This is a genomic window from Sulfuriferula nivalis (assembly GCF_009937995.1).
Classification (GTDB): domain Bacteria; phylum Pseudomonadota; class Gammaproteobacteria; order Burkholderiales; family Sulfuriferulaceae; genus Sulfuriferula; species Sulfuriferula nivalis.
This window is the reverse complement of the sequence record NZ_AP021881.1, coordinates 151,010-169,050: the sequence shown is the minus strand read 5'-3', so window position 1 is coordinate 169,050 and position 18,041 is coordinate 151,010. Positions and strand designations below refer to the sequence as shown.

At 46.8% G+C, this 18,041-nt stretch carries 13 protein-coding genes, 3 tRNA genes and 3 rRNA genes; 5 read left to right on the top strand and 14 right to left on the bottom strand.

Going from position 1 to position 18,041, the window contains the following annotated elements; genetic code table 11:
* Positions 1-49: 49 nt before the first annotated feature.
* The 3 genes from SFSGTM_RS00885 to SFSGTM_RS00875 all read right to left on the bottom strand — a co-directional run bounded on the left by SFSGTM_RS00885 (position 50) and on the right by SFSGTM_RS00875 (position 2,737).
* The gene (locus SFSGTM_RS00885; RefSeq protein ID WP_162083510.1) at positions 50-1,546 is read right to left on the bottom strand and encodes an ammonium transporter; all 1,497 of its coding nucleotides are present in this window, start codon (positions 1,544-1,546) and stop codon (positions 50-52) included.
* A gap of 12 nt (positions 1,547-1,558) precedes the next feature.
* Positions 1,559-1,897: a P-II family nitrogen regulator gene (glnK, locus tag SFSGTM_RS00880; RefSeq protein WP_162083509.1), complete on the bottom strand. Its 339-nt coding sequence runs from the start codon at positions 1,895-1,897 to the stop codon at positions 1,559-1,561.
* 78 nt (positions 1,898-1,975) lie between these two features.
* Positions 1,976-2,737 (bottom strand): TorF family putative porin, encoded by a 762-nt coding sequence (locus SFSGTM_RS00875; RefSeq protein ID WP_162083508.1) that lies wholly within the window; start codon positions 2,735-2,737, stop codon positions 1,976-1,978.
* 262 nt (positions 2,738-2,999) lie between these two features.
* On the opposite strand from SFSGTM_RS00875, the gene SFSGTM_RS00870 reads away from it, so the two are divergent.
* The 4 genes from SFSGTM_RS00870 to SFSGTM_RS00855 all read left to right on the top strand — a co-directional run bounded on the left by SFSGTM_RS00870 (position 3,000) and on the right by SFSGTM_RS00855 (position 5,874).
* A complete protein-coding gene (locus tag SFSGTM_RS00870) occupies positions 3,000-3,254 on the top strand; it encodes an accessory factor UbiK family protein (protein ID WP_162083507.1) in 255 nt (84 codons plus the stop codon).
* Between the two features lie 11 nt (positions 3,255-3,265).
* Complete coding sequence (locus SFSGTM_RS00865) at positions 3,266-4,759, top strand: YifB family Mg chelatase-like AAA ATPase (RefSeq protein WP_162083506.1); 1,494 nt, start codon at positions 3,266-3,268, stop codon at positions 4,757-4,759.
* Positions 4,760-5,091: 332 nt separating this feature from the next.
* Positions 5,092-5,391, top strand: coding sequence for a hypothetical protein (locus SFSGTM_RS00860; RefSeq protein WP_162083505.1), 300 nt, complete (start codon positions 5,092-5,094; stop codon positions 5,389-5,391).
* 12 nt (positions 5,392-5,403) lie between these two features.
* Positions 5,404-5,874, top strand: a complete 471-nt coding sequence (locus tag SFSGTM_RS00855; RefSeq protein ID WP_162083504.1) for a hypothetical protein — start codon at positions 5,404-5,406, stop codon at positions 5,872-5,874.
* A gap of 4 nt (positions 5,875-5,878) precedes the next feature.
* Here the strand turns inward: SFSGTM_RS00855 and xth are convergent, their stop codons facing one another.
* From xth to SFSGTM_RS00840, 3 genes are read right to left on the bottom strand one after another with little or no spacing between them, the layout of a single operon-like run.
* Positions 5,879-6,649, bottom strand: a complete 771-nt coding sequence (gene xth, locus SFSGTM_RS00850; protein ID WP_162083503.1) for an exodeoxyribonuclease III — start codon at positions 6,647-6,649, stop codon at positions 5,879-5,881.
* Positions 6,646-7,179, bottom strand: a complete 534-nt coding sequence (locus SFSGTM_RS00845) for a glutaredoxin family protein (RefSeq protein ID WP_162083502.1) — start codon at positions 7,177-7,179, stop codon at positions 6,646-6,648. Before SFSGTM_RS00845 ends, xth begins: the two co-directional genes overlap by 4 nt.
* A gap of 38 nt (positions 7,180-7,217) precedes the next feature.
* Positions 7,218-9,239 carry a M3 family metallopeptidase gene (locus SFSGTM_RS00840; RefSeq protein ID WP_162083501.1) on the bottom strand — a complete coding sequence of 674 codons (2,022 nt, stop codon included), beginning with the start codon at positions 9,237-9,239 and terminating at the stop codon, positions 7,218-7,220.
* 104 nt (positions 9,240-9,343) lie between these two features.
* On the opposite strand from SFSGTM_RS00840, the gene SFSGTM_RS00835 reads away from it, so the two are divergent.
* On the top strand, positions 9,344-9,895 hold the full coding sequence (locus SFSGTM_RS00835; RefSeq protein WP_434784336.1) for a gamma carbonic anhydrase family protein: 552 nt from the start codon (positions 9,344-9,346) through the stop codon (positions 9,893-9,895).
* 105 nt (positions 9,896-10,000) lie between these two features.
* On the opposite strand, the gene rrf is transcribed toward SFSGTM_RS00835, so the two are convergent.
* The 8 genes from rrf to SFSGTM_RS00795 form a co-directional block, all read right to left on the bottom strand.
* A 5S ribosomal RNA gene (gene rrf, locus SFSGTM_RS00830) occupies positions 10,001-10,114 on the bottom strand.
* Positions 10,115-10,228: 114 nt separating this feature from the next.
* A 23S ribosomal RNA gene (locus SFSGTM_RS00825) occupies positions 10,229-13,112 on the bottom strand.
* A gap of 310 nt (positions 13,113-13,422) precedes the next feature.
* Positions 13,423-13,498, bottom strand: a tRNA-Ala gene (locus SFSGTM_RS00820).
* A 9-nt stretch (positions 13,499-13,507) separates the two neighbouring features.
* Positions 13,508-13,584, bottom strand: a tRNA-Ile gene (locus SFSGTM_RS00815).
* Between the two features lie 132 nt (positions 13,585-13,716).
* Positions 13,717-15,254, bottom strand: a 16S ribosomal RNA gene (locus SFSGTM_RS00810).
* The 16S, 23S and 5S rRNA genes sit together here with 3 tRNA genes alongside, the layout of an rRNA operon.
* A 198-nt stretch (positions 15,255-15,452) precedes the next feature.
* A tRNA-Met gene (locus SFSGTM_RS00805) sits at positions 15,453-15,529 on the bottom strand.
* Positions 15,530-15,759: 230 nt separating this feature from the next.
* Positions 15,760-17,100, bottom strand: coding sequence for a tRNA lysidine(34) synthetase TilS (gene tilS / locus SFSGTM_RS00800; protein WP_162083499.1), 1,341 nt, complete (start codon positions 17,098-17,100; stop codon positions 15,760-15,762).
* Positions 17,069-18,037, bottom strand: a complete 969-nt coding sequence (locus SFSGTM_RS00795) for an acetyl-CoA carboxylase carboxyltransferase subunit alpha (protein WP_162083498.1) — start codon at positions 18,035-18,037, stop codon at positions 17,069-17,071. The genes tilS and SFSGTM_RS00795 overlap by 32 nt, the downstream gene beginning before the upstream one ends.
* Positions 18,038-18,041: the final 4 nt, after the last annotated feature.

The following is an 18,041-nucleotide window of genomic DNA, read 5'->3' as shown; positions in this document are numbered from 1 at the left end:
AAAGGGCGCTCATTACTGAGCGCCCTTTTAACATCACTGCTAACTATGATTACATATTGTAAGCACGTTCGCCGTGAGTAGTTGTATCCAAGCCTTCGCGTTCTTCTTCTTCAGGAACACGTAAACCCATGAACATATCGATCAGTTTGAACAAGATGAAGCTCACTACACCAGACCAAACCACTGCTGTACCAACAGCCCACAACTGGCTAACCAATTGAGCAGACATATCGTAATCAGCAACTTTATTAGCCGCATAGTCAAACACACCTGAACCACCTAACGCTGGGCTAGCAACGATGCCCGTACCGATAGCGCCAATCATACCGCCAATACCGTGTACACCGAACACATCCAAGCTATCATCGTAACCTAACATGTGCTTCAGACCAGTTACACTCCACAAGCATACTGCACCTGTAACCGCACCCAGTACGATGGCACCCATAGGGCCAGCGAAACCTGCTGCTGGTGTAACCGCTACCAGACCAGCTACCGCACCTGAAGTAACACCCAACATGCTAGGCTTACCTTTGATCATCCATTCAACAAACATCCAGGACAATCCAGCCGCAGCAGTTGCAACGATGGTGTTAACCATTGCCAGCACTGCAGTACCTGTTGCTTCCAGGTTAGAACCAGCGTTGAAACCAAACCAACCCACCCACAACAAGGACGCGCCGATCATGGTCATCACCAAGCTATGTGGTGCCATTGCTTCTTTACCGTAACCAATACGCTTGCCCAACACGATCGCACCCATCAATGCTGCCATACCTGCGTTGATGTGAACAACAGTACCACCAGCGAAGTCCAACGCACCTTTACCGAACAAGAAGCCAGATGGATCGCTGAATGCTGATGGACCGCCCCAGAACCAAACCATGTGAGCCATAGGCAGGTAAGAGAAGGTGAACCACAACACGCCGAATATCAGCATTGCAGAGAATTTCACACGCTCAGCCAAACCACCGACGATCAGTGCAACTGTAATTGCAGCGAAGGTCAACTGGAACACCATGAACACGAGTTCAGGAATATAAACGCCCTTGGAGAAAGTTTCAGCCATTGCGTTTACATCAACCCCTTTGAGGAATGCTTTGGACAAGCCACCCACAAACTCATTGCCTGGAGAGAACGCCATTGAATAACCATACACTACCCACAAAATCGAAATAATGCAGAAGATAGTGAAGATTTGCGTTAATACCGACAACATGTTTTTCTCACGAACCAAACCACCGTAGAACAATGCCAAACCAGGGATAGTCATCATGATAACCAGTGCAGTTGCCACCAGCATCCAGGTGGTATCACCTTTATCAGCAACTGGCGGTGCAGCAGCCGGTGCGGGTGTTGCAGCGGCGGGTGCAGCGGCAGCAGGTGCAGCCGCTTCTGGCGCTGGTGCAGCAGCAGGTGCAGCAGCGTCAGGTGCCGCTACTGTTGCTGCAGGTGCAGCGGCGGGCGCAGCTGTATCATCGGCATTACTCATGCCAGCGATACCAAAACTACACACCATACTTAATGCTATGAGCCATTTTTTCATCTTGCTCTCCCTTTACAGTGCTTCAGGCCCGGATTCGCCAGTACGGATACGTACAGTCTGCTCCAGGTTGAATACGAATATTTTGCCATCACCGATCTTGCCGGTATGGGCTGACTTTTCTACCGCCTCGATCACTTGATCGAGTAACTCGTCGGCAATTGCCGCCTCAATCTTGACCTTAGGCAGGAAATCAACCACATACTCCGCACCACGATACAGTTCGGTATGCCCCTTTTGCCGACCAAAGCCTTTAACTTCGGTAACAGTGATACCTTGCACGCCAATGGCGGAAAGTGCTTCACGTACCTCGTCGAGCTTAAACGGCTTAATGATTGCCGTAACGAATTTCATGTTTTCTCCTTAATGCGGACGCAAACTAGTTGCGCCCGCAGTATATTTAACTACTCTAACTATTGAAAAAATTCAAATTTAGAAAGTTTTGCCCACAGAAGCGTAGAACTCGCCATTTGACAGATTCTTTGTTGTTGTACCTTCGGTAGAAAGAACTGTTCTGTTGGTATCCATATAGCCAGCTGTCCAAGTCACACCAACCATATCCTTAGAAAATGCTAGCTTCCAGTCATCAATCCTATTGAAACCATTAACACTAAGATATTGGGCACCTTTAGAATTTTGTTCACCATAGTGAGCAAGCATGGTGATAGCCGCTGGCAATGCAACAGTCACATTACCTTCAAGGTAGTTAGTACCTTTAGAATCAACATAACCAAAATAGTTAGTTAAGTCCTGAGTATATTTAACGTTAAACCATTTGTAGGTTGCGCCAGCATAACCTTCCCATGTGTTTTCGGTTGGATTGGTCATAGTACCACCTGGGTAGTAAAAATAGATCGCACCAACATCATAGGTCAGATCATCAGTAATTTTACCTCTGTAACCACCGTACCAATCTGACTCAAGGCTAGAACCAGGATTGTAAGTGCTGCTTACGTTGGATTCCCAAGTACCAATATACAAACCGCTGGAATGCGTAATATCAAAACCACCTTGAATCGCTGGCTCTTTAAATGTGTTAGAAATACCACGAACACGATAATCAGTAATTAAACTAACATTAGCTGTTGAGGTGAAGTCTGGGGTAGCAGCTGGTGCTGGTGCATCATCCGCAAAAGCAGAAGCTGTTACAGTAGCTAACGCAACAGCCAGAATGGTTTTGTTCAAAGTACGCATTGAAAACTCCCTATGTAAAAAAATCGCAACATTGCGAAAATTAATATAGCACAACCCGTGCCAGAAATATTTCTCTGTATAAACATGGCACTAACATATCACAACAACACCCCCTATATTGCATCGCACCAAATTAAAGCTTTAAATTCACCTTAAGCACCAATAGCGTGCGTCATATATTAATATTCCGCTGACTATGCCTAGCGGTCAGACAATTTGCCAGTTAGAATAGGTATCGTGTTATTCATATATGAGGTGTGTCATGTTACCCAACCAGAAATTTCTCGATGACATCGGCGAAAAAATCAGTCAGGCAGTCAACCAAGGCCCATTTAAAGACATGGAGCATAATTTGCGCGCCTTAGTACAAAGCGCTCTGCAAAAGCTCGACATTGTGACTAGAGAAGAGTTTGATGTGCAGCAGGAAGTATTATTGCGCACACGTGAGCAGCTAGTCGCTTTGGAAGCGCGCGTGGTGGAACTGGAAAAAGCCATTACGGCACCACAACCTGATTAAATTTCTGACGCATGGCGATTGCGGTACTACATAGTCGCGCACTCACGGGGATGAATGCGCCTGAAGTTATTGTTGAGGCGCATTTAGCTAATGGTTTACCCAGTTTTACTATAGTGGGTCTACCTGAAGCAGAAGTAAAAGAGGCACGTGACCGAGTGCGTGCCGCCATACAAAATTCACGATTTGAATTTCCTGTTAGTCGCATCACCGTCAATCTTGCCCCTGCAGACTTACCCAAAGAATCAGGCCGCTATGACTTGCCTATTGCATTAGGTATATTAGCTGCATCAGGGCAAATCCCTATTGCCAGTTTAAAAGATTATGAATTCGCTGGAGAACTGGCACTTACGGGTGAATTACGCCCGATACGCGGTGCATTAGCTATGACTTTGGGCGCCGTTTCCAGCGGTCGCGCTTTTATCTTGCCACAGGCTAGCGCTGCCGAAGCGGCGTTAGTAGAACGTGCTGTCGTGTATCCTGCCGCATCTTTACTCGCGGTATGCGCGCATTTAACTCGAACTACACTATTAACACCCGAGCCCCACCAAACAGCTACCGAGCAGGCGCATTATCCCGATTTTAGTGAAGTCAAAGGCCAAGCTGGTGTTAAACGCGCACTCGAAATTGCGGCTGCAGGCGCGCACTCCGTATTAATGTCTGGACCTCCCGGGACTGGTAAATCCATGCTGGCAAGTCGTTTTTCTGGCATTTTACCCAAGATGAATGAAACTGAAGCGATAGAATCTGCCGCGCTACTATCACTCAATGGCGGGTTTCGTCTCCAGCATTGGCGGCAACGTCCATTTCGCTCGCCGCACCATACAGCCTCTGCCGTTGCATTAGTGGGTGGAGGCAGCAATCCGCGCCCTGGTGAAATTTCATTAGCGCATCATGGTGTATTATTTTTAGATGAACTGCCCGAATTTCCAAGAACGGTGCTTGATGTACTGCGTGAGCCATTAGAATCTGGAAACATCACCATCTCACGCGCGACTCGGCAAGTCGATTTTCCTGCAAGATTTCAACTCATTGCCGCAATGAACCCATGCCCTTGTGGATATTTAGGCCATACATCAGGCAAATGTCGTTGCACGCCAGATCAGATTTCGCGTTATCGTGGCCGACTTTCAGGCCCATTGTTAGATCGCATTGACATACAAATTGAAGTGCCCAGCTTAAATCAGGACGAGCTGCTCAATGCTGGCACTGGAGAATCCAGCACAACCATACAACAGCGTGTCGACACTGCACGTGGCGTGCAATTAGCACGCCAAGGCAAAACCAACGCCATGCTGAGCAGTAAGGAAATTGATTTGTACTGCGCCCCCGATACCGCCGGTATAACTTTAATCAAAAATGCCATTAGCCGCTTAAATTTATCTGCCCGCGCTTATCACCGCATACTTAAAGTCGCGCGCACAGTGGCTGACCTAAACCATGTGACCGACATCACCAGTCAACACATTGCTGAAGCCATACAATATCGTCGCCTGACACACACCTGAAATCAGGCTATGACAACGAATAATCATGCACCAGAAGGTTGGTCAGGAAGTAAAGCGCTCCGCACTTAGATATTGTCGCTACATTGCACCGCACCCGTATTAACGTCCATAGGCGTGAGCAACATGGCAATTCATAACGAACCCAAGGTAATATGCGTATTGTAGGACTGTTTGCACATGCGGGGAATAAGTAGTGCTGCTGATAACATCACTAACTGCGCGGCAGTCAGCTTTGCGTAAGCCTAGGATAATAATAATGAAAATATTGGTTTAAAGAAAAATTACATAGTACAATCTGAAGTTAACAATAATTTCAAACAGGAGACTAATAAATGGATTTTGATATCACGATGGTGGTTAATTACTTAGCCATACTTACCATGTTTTATTGCTTGTATCTGGTGCTATCACTCAAGTCTGCCATACCAGGTGGCATGGTGGGTAAACGCTGGAACTTTTTAACCATGCTGGTTGGGTTATTTACCATTGGTTATTTAGGCACACCTTTCTTCGACCAACTCCCTCCTGATATTCTACAATTAGTAGTCGCGCTTATTTTCCTATTTGGTGCAATTTATGTTGTGGTTACTGTTCGTCTGATATTCAACATCATCCGTGAATTGACTGAATAAATAGGATTAACCATGCATCCAGATTTAATTTTATTTCGCACCGCGAAGGGTGAAGAAATTGCTCAAGGACACGGTCACCAAATAGCTTCCAATTTACGTCGCGCCTTACTGGCGGTGGATGGGAAAACTTCTGTGGCAACATTAGCCAAGAAGGTATTTTGGGTTAGCGATGTCATGACCGTGCTCAAAGAGTTGTACTCGTTAGGTCTCATTCACGATGATGTGAAGACTATACAGGGGGCTACAGTCTCGCAATCCGGCGGCGCCGGATTGTTGCTCAAGGTGGCAATTGTCAAAATAGCGAAAGAGTTATTAGGCGAACACGCCGAACGCGTCATCAAGAAGATTGAAGATGTAGACGGAACACCGGAAGCATTAGAACAGGTCTTACTGTCCTGTAAAAAGCTCATTAAACTGACTATTAACGATGAAGTTGCTGAAACCTTCTTAAAACGAGGCTTAGCCGCAATAGGTAAAGGTTAAGCGGCTATTCACCACCTATCGTAACAATGATAGGTGCGTGATCTGACGGACGCTCTAATTTCCTTGGAGCGACATCCACTTCGCAACTGACACAACGTTTCGCCAAGCCATCTGACAGCAAAATATGGTCTATGCGTGCTCCCATATTTCGCCTGAAAGCGGCCATCCGATAATCCCACCAAGTATAGCTTTTATCAGGCTGATTAAACAACCTGAAACTATCAACCAAGCCCAAATCCAGTAGTTTCAGAAATGCGTCACGTTCCGCCGGAGAAACCAGAATACCATCTCCCCAGCCTTGTGGGTCATACACATCTTCATCAGCCGGAGCGATATTATAATCACCTAAAATAGCTAACTTTGGGTAGGATAATAACTGTTGAGATACATAATCTTGCAACGCCTTCAACCAAGCTAGTTTATAAGTGTATTTGTCACTATCCAGTGCCTGTCCATTTGGAACATAAACACATATTACGCGAACACCTTCAACTGTAGCTGAGATCACCCGTTGCTGAGCATCTTCCCAGCCCGGAATACCCACGACTACATCATCCAGTTCATAACGGCTTAAAATTGCTACACCGTTATAAGTTTTTTGCCCACTATAAATAACCTTATAACCTGCATCGGTAATCGCAGCAGTTGGAAAGTTAACATTCTCTGTTTTGGTCTCCTGCAAACACACCACATCTGGCTGCTGCAACTGCAACCAGTTTAGCAAATGGGGTAATCTCACCTTTAATGAATTAACATTCCATGCTGCAAGCCTCATGGTTTAGCTGCGGGTTCTGACTTGGAAGGCTGTTCAGCAGATTTAGCCGGCACATCACGACTACCTGGCATCTTGGTCTTTGGGTAACCAGCTTCATCCAGCATCTGATTCCAGCGATTAGGTTCAAAACCTTTAATAGGGTTACTACCAATTTTTAACACGGGCAAATCCATTGCGCCTGTTAAGGCATTCAACGCATCAGCATCGGCTTTGCTCTTCTGTGGATCTTTCAACGCGTATGGAATACCCCGTTTATCTAATAAAGTTTTCGCATTAACACACAACGGACCACAGTCACCCGCAAATAAAATAACTGGGTTTTTCGTCGCCGCATCCTTAAGTACATACGAACCTTGCCCGTCAATGACATTGGTTTCCAGCTTTCGCTGTTCCAGTTTCTTTACCGGTGTCGTAGGCGCATGATCGCTATAATGCACCACGCCAGCATTATCCACCCAACGATAGACTTCACCTGCATTTGCCTGTTGAACAACTGCAGCCAACACCAGCCATAATAAATGTTTTTTCATTCTCATCTCCTCCGTTCAATATTATCTTGTGGATCAAATTAAGACATACCATTGTGACGCAACAATGCATCAATACTTGGTTCCCTGCCTCGAAATGCAATAAATGACTCGAGAGCAGGCCGTGAACCACCTACCGACAAAACTTCTGCCCAAAACTTCTGCCCAATCTCTGCCGACAATACACCATGCTCTTCAAACAGGCTGTACGCATCTGCTGATAATACCTCAGCCCATTTATAACTATAGTAACCTGCCGCATATCCTCCCGCAAAAATATGGGAAAAGTTATTTGGAAAACGATTATAGTCAGGCGGAGTGATTACGGCCACCGATTCTCGAACCTGCTTTAACACTTGTAAAGCAGATGTTTTATGAATGTCTATTCCACTATGCAAACGCAAATCAAATAACGAAAATTCCACTTGTCGTAAAGTTTGCAACCCACTCTGAAAATTCTTAGCCGCCAACATTTTATCAAACAGCTTGCGAGGTAATGCTTCCCCGGTATCAACATGCTGAGTCATGTGCTGTAGCACATCCCACTCCCAACAAAAATTCTCCATGAATTGTGAGGGCAACTCAACGGCATCCCATTCAACACCGCTTATACCTGAAACTCCCAACTCTTCTACCTGCGTCAGCATATGATGCAATCCATGCCCAAACTCATGAAATAGCGTTATCACTTCATCATGAGTAAATAATGCAGGTTTGTTTCCAACAGGTGGCGAGAAGTTACAAGTCAAATAAGCCACAGGAATTTGGATCTCCGCACCCTTACGTCTACGTGCCAATGCATCATCCATCCAGGCACCACCGCGCTTATGTTCTCGCGCATATAAATCTAAATAGAACTGACCTATTAAATCTCCCCGCTGATTTTTAATTGCATAGAAACGAACATCCTTATGCCAAACTTGAGCAGTAGCCAATGAGACAGTCAGACCATATAATGAAGTTAGCAATTTAAACAAGCCTTGCAACACTTGTTCTTCAGGAAAGTATTGCTTTAACTCCTGATCGGAATACGCATATTTTTCCATACGCAGTTTTTCACTGGCAAAGCTAATATCCCAAGCTTGTAGTTCGTTAATGCCTAATTTTGTTTTGGCATATAGCTTCAATTCAGCAAGATCAGCCTCAGCAGATGGTCTGGCACGCTGCGCCAGCGACATCAAGAATGACTCAACTTGTTGTTGAGTATCAGCCATCTTGGTTGCCAGCGATAAGTCCGCATAATTATCAAAGCCCAACATCACTGCTGCTTCATGACGCAGACTCACTATCTGCGTAATTAAATTGCTATTATCCCACTGAGCAGGTTCATGCTCCGATGCCCTGGTCACATATGCTTTATACAATGTCTCCCGTAAAGCTCGATCTTCTGCATACTGCATAACAGGAATAAACGAAGGCGCATGCAATGTAAGCTTCCAACCCTTCTTACTTTCCTTCTCCGCAAGTTCAGATGCTGATTGCAGAACGTCATCAGGCAAACCAGCCAATTCACTTTTGTCGGATATAATTAAGCCAAATGCATTTGTAGCATCTAATAAATTCTCTTCAAATTGCGACGCACATTTAGACAGCTGTTCTTGAATCTCTAAAAATCTTTCTTTTTCAGCTGACGCCAACTCGGCACCACCTAACCTAAAATCCCTGAGTTCATTCGCTATAATCTTTTTCTGTGAAATCGACATTGACCCAAAAGCTTCACTTTCCTTTAGATTCTTATACTTTTCATATAACGACAAATTTTGCGCCATTTCTGCATAGTATTGAGTGATTTTTGGCAGATTCTCATTATATGCTTCACGCAATTCATCCGTATTCATTACACTATTAAGATGTGAGACCGGACCCCATGCGCATGAAAGCAATTCATTTGCATCTTCCATCGGCATTACAAAATTGTCCCACGTTGGCACAGCATCATCCTGAATTAAGTGTTCTAGCAACTTTGTATTTACGGCCAATATTTCATCTATGGCAGGTGTCACATGTGTAGCTTGAATTAATTCAAATTTTGGTAGACCAACAGATGCTTTTAATGGATTCATTAGTTTTTCATTACTTTCAATTCAGTTAATAATCATATGCATTGTTAATTATGACACATATAATAAGTAGCAAGCAGCACACCAAACAGGGAAAAGGAATATCAGTGTCTACTCATTCAAAGAATATCGAAGCCTATATACAACATTTTCCAGAAATTTCAGCCTCATCCTGGGTGCATCATAGTGCAAATGTCATAGGCAGAGTAAAGATAGCTGATCATTCATCGATATGGTGTGGTGCAGTTATTCGAGGAGACGTAAACCATATTAACATTGGGCACCACACCAATATTCAAGATTTAAGCGTGCTGCATGTTTCTCATCCTACAACCATAAAATCAGATGGATCTCCGCTCAACATAGGTAACTACGTAACCGTTGGTCACAATGTAATTCTGCACGGATGCAATATTCAGGATGAATGCCTAATCGGTATGGGTAGCTTAATTATGGATGATGCAATTGTAGAGAGGAATGTAATTGTTGGCGCAGGTAGCCTGGTATCGGAAGGTAAAATATTAGAATCTGGATTTCTTTATTTAGGCCGTCCCGCAAAAAAAATACGCGCATTAACTCCAGAAGAAATAGCCTATTTTAAGAAGTCCGCTGACTACTACACCGCATTATCACTTAACTATATCAATCCAAGAACTTGATCTAGCACTGCTATCTAATATAGTAACGTCTAAACTAGACGCTAGAATCTCACAAGCAATAAAAAACCCCCACCAGATAACTGGAGGGGGTTTTTAGAATGGGGAGTCTGACGATGACCTACTTTCACATGGGTAATCCACACTATCATTGGCGCAGTCTCGTTTCACGGCTCTGTTCGGGATGGGAAGAGGTGGTTCCAAGACGCTATTGTCGTCAGACGTAAGGGGTGAGATGCTGATTAAATCAACATCTCTTATCTGGAAGAAGTAAAGTCAGGTTTTAGACTGCATGTCTTATAACACTCGTCACACTAACCTCATACTTAAGGTTATAGGGTCAAGCCTCACGGGCAATTAGTACTGGTAAGCTTAATGCATTACTGCACTTCCACACCCAGCCTATCAACGTGGTGGTCTTCCACGACCCTTTAGGGGGGTTATACCCCCGGGAAATCTCATCTCAAGGCGAGTTTCACGCTTAGATGCTTTCAGCGTTTATCTCTTCCGAATTTAGCTACCCGGCAATACCACTGGCGTGATAACCGGTACACCAGAGATTCGTCCACTCCGGTCCTCTCGTACTAGGAGCAGGTCCCTTCAAATTTCCAGCGCCCACGGCAGATAGGGACCAAACTGTCTCACGACGTTTTAAACCCAGCTCACGTACCACTTTAAATGGCGAACAGCCATACCCTTGGGACCGGCTACAGCCCCAGGATGTGATGAGCCGACATCGAGGTGCCAAACTCCCCCGTCGATGTGAACTCTTGGGAGGAATCAGCCTGTTATCCCCAGAGTACCTTTTATCCGTTGAGCGATGGCCCTTCCATACAGAACCACCGGATCACTATGACCTGCTTTCGCACCTGCTCGACTTGTCAGTCTCGCAGTCAAGCATCCTTTTGCCATTGCACTATCGCTACGATTTCCGACCGTAGCTAGGATACCTTCGTGCTCCTCCGTTACGCTTTGGGAGGAGACCGCCCCAGTCAAACTGCCCACCATGCACGGTCCCCGATCCAGATAATGGACCTAGGTTAGAATCTCAAACACACCAGGGTGGTATTTCAAGGTTGGCTCCACAAGAACTGGCGTCCCTGCTTCTATGCCTCCCACCTATCCTACACAAGTCTATTCAAAATCCAATGCAAAGCTACAGTAAAGGTTCATGGGGTCTTTCCGTCTAGCCGCGGGTAGATTGCATCTTCACAAACATTTCAACTTCGCTGAGTCTCAGGAGGAGACAGTGTGGCCATCGTTACGCCATTCGTGCGGGTCGGAACTTACCCGACAAGGAATTTCGCTACCTTAGGACCGTTATAGTTACGGCCGCCGTTTACTGGGGCTTCGATCAAGAGCTTGCACCCCATCAATTAACCTTCCAGCACCGGGCAGGCGTCACACTGTATACTTCCACTTTCGTGTTTGCACAGTGCTGTGTTTTTATTAAACAGTCGCAGCCACCTTTTCACTGCAACCTCGTTCTGCTCCTCCCGCAGGGGATTCACATACTTGAGGCACACCTTCTCCCGAAGTTACGGTGTTAATTTGCCGAGTTCCTTCTCCTGAGTTCTCTCAAGCGCCTTAGGATTCTCACCCTGCCCACCTGTGTCGGTTTGCGGTACGGTCGTTCTTGAACTGAAGCTTAGTGGCTTTTCTTGGAAGCATGGTATCGCTCACTTCAGTGCCGTAGCACCTCGTCATCATGCCTCAGCATTAAGATCCCGGATTTGCCTAAGATCTCTGCCTACACACTTAAACCAACTATTCCAACAGTTGGCTGAGTTAACCTTCTCCGTCCCCACATCGCATTCAAGACCGGTACAGGAATATTAACCTGTTTTCCATCGACTACGCTTCTCAGCCTCGCCTTAGGGACCGACTCACCCTGTTCCGATGAACGTTGAACAGGAAACCTGGGGCTTTCGGCGAACGGGCTTTTCACCCGTTTTATCGCTACTCATGTCAGCATTCGCACTTCTGATACCTCCAGCAAGGTTCACACCTCACCTTCTCAGGCCTACAGAACGCTCTCCTACCATATGTCATAAATGACATATCCGTAGCTTCGGTGCACAGTTTGAGCCCCGTTACATCTTCCGCGCAGGACGACTCGACCAGTGAGCTATTACGCTTTCTTTAAATGATGGCTGCTTCTAAGCCAACATCCTGGCTGTCTATGCCTTCCCACATCGTTTACCACTTAACTGTGTCTTTGGGACCTTAGCTGACGGTCTGGGTTGTTTCCCTTTTGACACCGGACGTTAGCACCCGATGTCTGTCTCCCAAGCTCGCACTCTTCGGTATTCGGAGTTTGCAATGGGTTGGTAAGTCGTGATGACCCCCTAGCCATAACAGTGCTCTACCCCCGAAGGTGATACTTGAGGCACTACCTAAATAGTTTTCGGAGAGAACCAGCTATTTCCAGATTTGTTTAGCCTTTCACCCCTATCCACAGCTCATCCCCTAATTTTTCAACATTAGTGGGTTCGGACCTCCAGTGCGTGTTACCGCACCTTCATCCTGGCCATGGATAGATCATCTGGTTTCGGGTCTACGCCCAGCAACTATCGCCCTTATCAGACTCGGTTTCCCTTCGCCTCCCCTATTCGGTTAAGCTCGCTACTGAACGTAAGTCGCTGACCCATTATACAAAAGGTACGCAGTCACGGATCAAGTCCGCTCCCACTGTTTGTATGCATGCGGTTTCAGGATCTATTTCACTCCCCTCCCGGGGTTCTTTTCGCCTTTCCCTCACGGTACTGGTTCACTATCGGTCGATTACGAGTATTTAGCCTTGGAGGATGGTCCCCCCATGTTCAAACAGGATTTCTCGTGTCCCGCCCTACTTGTCGCAAGCTTAGTTCTACTAACAGGTTTTTACATACGGGACTATCACCCACTATGGTCGGCCTTTCCAAACCGTTCTGTTAACGTGTTAGCTATATCTTGCAGGCTGCTCCGCGTTCGCTCGCCACTACTTGCGGAATCTCGGTTGATTTCTTTTCCTCGAGCTACTTAGATGTTTCAGTTCGCTCGGTTCGCTCCTCTAGACCTATGTATTCAGTCTAGGGTACCCCTAAGGGTGGGTTTCCCCATTCGGACATCTGCGGATCAAAGCTTGCTTGCCAGCTCCCCGCAGCTTTTCGCAGGCTGCAACGTCCTTCTTCGCCTGTAATCGCCAAGGCATCCACCACATGCACTTAGTCGCTTGACCCTATAACCTTAAGTCTCTGTCGCCAGAGCTTTCAGTCATAGGTTAGTGCAACGTTTGTGTTGCCAACTCGGTTCGACTAAGTTCCAAGTTGGTTTGATACAATCTAAAACCCATTTCGTCAATTCGCTTCTCAACAAGGCTTGCACCTGGTCAATCCACTTATCAACAACTTTACTTCTTCCATTTTTTTAAAGAGCATTTACACTTAAAGTGTAAGGTCTAGGGTGTTTGCTTTGTTTTTCATGCAACACGCTACACCTGACACTTCAGGTCTTCGCTTCCTAACAGTTTTACTTCGCACTAAGGTGAGTGGTGGAGGATAACGGGATCGAACCGTTGACCCTCTGCTTGCAAAGCAGATGCTCTCCCAGCTGAGCTAATCCCCCATTCATTCTTGGTGGGTCTGGTTGGGCTCGAACCAACGACCCCCGCGTTATCAACACGGTGCTCTAACCAACTGAGCTACAGACCCTTTGACAGGTCTGGTCGTGTGAGGCTGCTTGAGTCGCGTTGCTCTGCTTGTCTCAGGCTTTGCCTTGCCGCGCCATTCCTTGTGCGTCGCTGACAATCGATAAGTGTGAGTATTTACTGACGGTTACTCTAGAAAGGAGGTGATCCAGCCGCAGGTTCCCCTACGGCTACCTTGTTACGACTTCACCCCAGTCATGAATCCTACCGTGGTAAGCGCTCTCCCGAAGGTTAAGCTACCTACTTCTGGTAATACCCACTCCCATGGTGTGACGGGCGGTGTGTACAAGGCCCGGGAACGTATTCACCGCGACATGCTGATCCGCGATTACTAGCGATTCCGACTTCATGCAGTCGAGTTGCAGACTACAATCCGGACTACGATCGGCTTTCTGAGATTAGCTCCCCCTCGCGGGTTGGCAACCCTCTGTACCGACCATTGTATTACGTGTGAAGCCCTACCCATAAGGGCCATGAGGACTTGACGTCATCCCTACCTTCCTCCGGTTTGTCACCGGCAGTCTCATTAAAGTGCCCAACTAAATGATGGCAATTAATGACAAGGGTTGCGCTCGTTGCGGGACTTAACCCAACATCTCACGACACGAGCTGACGACAGCCATGCAGCACCTGTGTTACGGTTCTCTTTCAAGCACCAAGCTATCTCTAGCAAGTTCCGTACATGTCAAGGGTAGGTAAGGTTTTTCGCGTTGCATCGAATTAATCCACATAATCCACCGCTTGTGCGGGCCCCCGTCAATTCCTTTGAGTTTTAATCTTGCGACCGTACTCCCCAGGCGGTCAACTTCACGCGTTAGCTGCGTTACTAAGGAGGTCTCCCTCCCCAACAACTAGTTGACATCGTTTAGGGCGTGGACTACCAGGGTATCTAATCCTGTTTGCTACCCACGCTTTCGTGCATGAGCGTCAGTATCGACCCAGGGGGCTGCCTTCGCCATCGGTATTCCTCCACATATCTACGCATTTCACTGCTACACGTGGAATTCTACCCCCCTCTGCCGTACTCTAGTTTATCAGTTTCCAACGCAGTTCCCAGGTTAAGCCCGGGGCTTTCACATCAGACTTGATAAACCGCCTGCGCACGCTTTACGCCCAGTAATTCCGATTAACGCTCGCACCCTACGTATTACCGCGGCTGCTGGCACGTAGTTAGCCGGTGCTTCTTCTACAGGTACCGTCATTATTACTGGTTATTAACCAGTAACGTTTCTTCCCTGTTGAAAGAGCTTTACAACCCGAAGGCCTTCTTCACTCACGCGGAATGGCTGGATCAGGCTTGCGCCCATTGTCCAAAATTCCCCACTGCTGCCTCCCGTAGGAGTCTGGACCGTGTCTCAGTTCCAGTGTGGCTGATCATCCTCTCAGACCAGCTACTGATCGTCGCCTTGGTGAGCCTTTACCTCACCAACTAGCTAATCAGACGTCGGCCGCTCCACTAACGCAAGGCCCGAAGGTCCCCTGCTTTCTCCCGTAGGTCGTATGCGGTATTAGCACATCTTTCGATGCGTTATCCCCCATTAGTGGATACGTTCCGACGCATTACTCACCCGTTCGCCACTCGCCACCAGAGCAAGCTCCGTGCTGCCGTTCGACTTGCATGTGTAAAGCATTCCGCCAGCGTTCAATCTGAGCCAGGATCAAACTCTTCAGTTTAATTCCTGTTGTGCTACTCGCTACATAAATGCAACTTTCGCTTGTCGCTTGCTTACATATTTCTATTTCAGCATGCGTATTTACTACTTTTAGTTTCGTTTCAGTACAGCACCAGTTGCCCAGTACCGCACCAAACTCACCGCAGTAAATACCCACACTTATCGATTGTCTTCTTGTTAAAGAGCGCTTGCTTCCGGTTGGTTGCGGGGGCAGGATTTGAACCTACGACCTTCGGGTTATGAGCCCGACGAGCTGCCAGACTGCTCCACCCCGCGTCCGATTATTTCTTAACTCTTCGCTACGTTGTTCACGCCGCGTCGAGAGGTGAGACTATAGCAAGCCTTGCCTATCGAAGTCAACACTTTATTGAAAAATACTCTAATCTCGCCTCAATAATTTTCAAACCAAGTGATTTTTATTTTTTCATATCAAGCAGTTAGGCAAACTGCAATTCGACACCACATTTCCAGCAAATATTTGCCCCTAACATCTCACCACGATAACTCTACGATGCCGGCTGCCAAGTGACCAGCACAGCTGGCTCGTTCTGCTTAGCTTGCCACTCGCAGTCCACTCCAACACCCGGAATACATATCAATGTTTCTCCACTATATATAAGTGGCATCCTGTCTCTTTGCCACACAGGAATTTCACTTTGCTGTAGCAAATCCTTAAGTTTTCGCTTAGGCCGCTTACAATCTGGCCTAATAACCTCTCCCCCTTGCCGAAACCGCACACTGACTTCCACGAATTTATTCTTTGCAATGCCACAACCCACACTCTGCAATACTTCCAGTCGACCGAGTAAGGGGATATGCAATTCATCTTCTTCTGGCCAGCACCATTGTGCAGTCCGATCAATGCTCGGCAGCCGCTTTATCAAGCAGGCGTAGTCCTGATAACGATATAGCGTATGGTCATCATGCTGTATAGCCATATGGTTATCATGTTGTGTATTTATGATTTGCCCCAGCATATCAGCCAACCTGGCTTGGCTCGGCATACGACAACCGTGCTGCGCTATAAAATAACGCAATAAATTGCGCGCCCGTGCGGGACTAATTTGTTTTATATAAGGACAATACAGTCGTTGTTCAACTATGCCATGCTCAGCATCCATCTTTGCCAGCTCTTCAAGTAGCAATGATGCCTCCGCGAGATTTTCGGCACTGCGCGCCAGGCTCTCACGCCAAGCTGGGTAGCGCTGATTGAGCACTGGGAGGAAATCATGCCGTAAAAAATTACGCGCATATCGCGTATCTGCATTACTCTCATCTTCAACCCAATGCAATTGATGCGCTTTCGCCCAATCTACAACGGAGCCACGATCAATATCTAACAACGGCCGAAGATAACCCGGCTGACCAGCAAGCTGCCTGCATTTTGCCATCGCAGACAAGCCCTTTACGCCCGAACCACGCAGCAACTGCAACATTAAGGTTTCAGCCTGATCATCTCTATGGTGTGCAAGCGCTATGAAATCCACTTGCTGTTGGGTATATTGTTGATAGCGAGCAGCGCGTGCTTCGGCTTCAAGACCTGATGCTGCCTGATGATCCAGCACAACTTTCCGCACTGTGCACGCGACATTAAGCTGAGCACACAACTGCTGACAGTAGTCTTGCCAATCATCAGCGTGCGCACTAATGCCATGGTGAACATGAATTACGGATAAATCGAATTGGAGTTTTTGACGAAGCCGAACAAACAAGTGAAGCAGCACTACCGAATCTACGCCACCACTCAGCCCAACGCAAACACGACTATTTGCGGTGACATAAGGCGCCACCGCAGCACAGAATCGTTCGTAGATATTATTTAACGGCGATTTCTTTATAGCGTCCATAGCTCATTAAACGCTGGTAGCGTGTCTTGAGCAAGGCATCTAATGGTTGCTTTTGCAAAGCAGCCAATGTTTCTTGCAACGCGGTTTTCATATTATGCATCATCATTGCAGGGTCGCGATGCGCCCCACCAACAGGCTCGGGAATAATACGATCAATTAAATCAAATGATTTTAGTTTTGTCGCGGTAATTCCTAAAGTTTCAGCAGCGACAGGCGCGTGCTCTGCACTTTTCCACAAAATAGAAGCGCAGCCTTCTGGTGAAATAACTGAATACGTAGAATATTGCAGCATGTTGAGTTGATCACCCACACCAATCGCCAAAGCGCCGCCTGAACCGCCCTCGCCGATGATAGTACAAACAATAGGCGTACGCAGCTCAGCCATAACATACAGATTCCGGGCGATTGCCTCAGACTGACCACGCTCTTCAGCACCGATACCCGGATATGCGCCAGGCGTATCGATAAAGGTCATCACAGGTATATTGAATTTTTCCGCCAAGCGCATTAAACGTAGCGCTTTACGATACCCTTCAGGTCTGGGCATACCAAAATTACGATGTATCTTCTCTTTAGTATCTCGCCCTTTTTGATGGCCGATAACCATCACACTTTGATCATTAAAACGTGCGATACCACCAACAATGGCATGGTCATCACCAAAAGCGCGATCACCGTGCAACTCTTCGAAATCGGAAAACAAAGCGCCGATGTAATCCAGGCTATATGGCCTCTGCGGGTGACGCGCGACTTGTGAAATCTGCCACGGCGTCAGTTTCGCATAAATATCCTGAGTCAGCTTTTCGCTTTTCTTCTCGAGCAGGAGCAGCTCTTTAGAAATATCTAAACTTGAATCATCTTGCACACAGCGCAATTCTTCAATTTTATTTTCTAACTCAGCAATAGGTTGTTCAAAATCCAGAAAAGTGGTTTTCATGTGT

Coding starts and splice junctions, on each gene's coding strand:
- xth (WP_162083503.1), bottom strand. CDS start 6,649: ATGAGGCTTGCAGCATGGAATGTTAATTCATTAAAGGTGAGATTACCC.
- tilS (WP_162083499.1), bottom strand. CDS start 17,100: ATGGACGCTATAAAGAAATCGCCGTTAAATAATATCTACGAACGATTC.
- SFSGTM_RS00865 (WP_162083506.1), top strand. CDS start 3,266: ATGGCGATTGCGGTACTACATAGTCGCGCACTCACGGGGATGAATGCG.
- SFSGTM_RS00875 (WP_162083508.1), bottom strand. CDS start 2,737: ATGCGTACTTTGAACAAAACCATTCTGGCTGTTGCGTTAGCTACTGTA.
- glnK (WP_162083509.1), bottom strand. CDS start 1,897: ATGAAATTCGTTACGGCAATCATTAAGCCGTTTAAGCTCGACGAGGTA.
- SFSGTM_RS00840 (WP_162083501.1), bottom strand. CDS start 9,239: ATGAATCCATTAAAAGCATCTGTTGGTCTACCAAAATTTGAATTAATT.
- SFSGTM_RS00795 (WP_162083498.1), bottom strand. CDS start 18,037: ATGAAAACCACTTTTCTGGATTTTGAACAACCTATTGCTGAGTTAGAA.
- SFSGTM_RS00870 (WP_162083507.1), top strand. CDS start 3,000: ATGTTACCCAACCAGAAATTTCTCGATGACATCGGCGAAAAAATCAGT.
- SFSGTM_RS00860 (WP_162083505.1), top strand. CDS start 5,092: ATGGATTTTGATATCACGATGGTGGTTAATTACTTAGCCATACTTACC.
- SFSGTM_RS00845 (WP_162083502.1), bottom strand. CDS start 7,179: ATGAAAAAACATTTATTATGGCTGGTGTTGGCTGCAGTTGTTCAACAG.
- SFSGTM_RS00885 (WP_162083510.1), bottom strand. CDS start 1,546: ATGAAAAAATGGCTCATAGCATTAAGTATGGTGTGTAGTTTTGGTATC.
- SFSGTM_RS00855 (WP_162083504.1), top strand. CDS start 5,404: ATGCATCCAGATTTAATTTTATTTCGCACCGCGAAGGGTGAAGAAATT.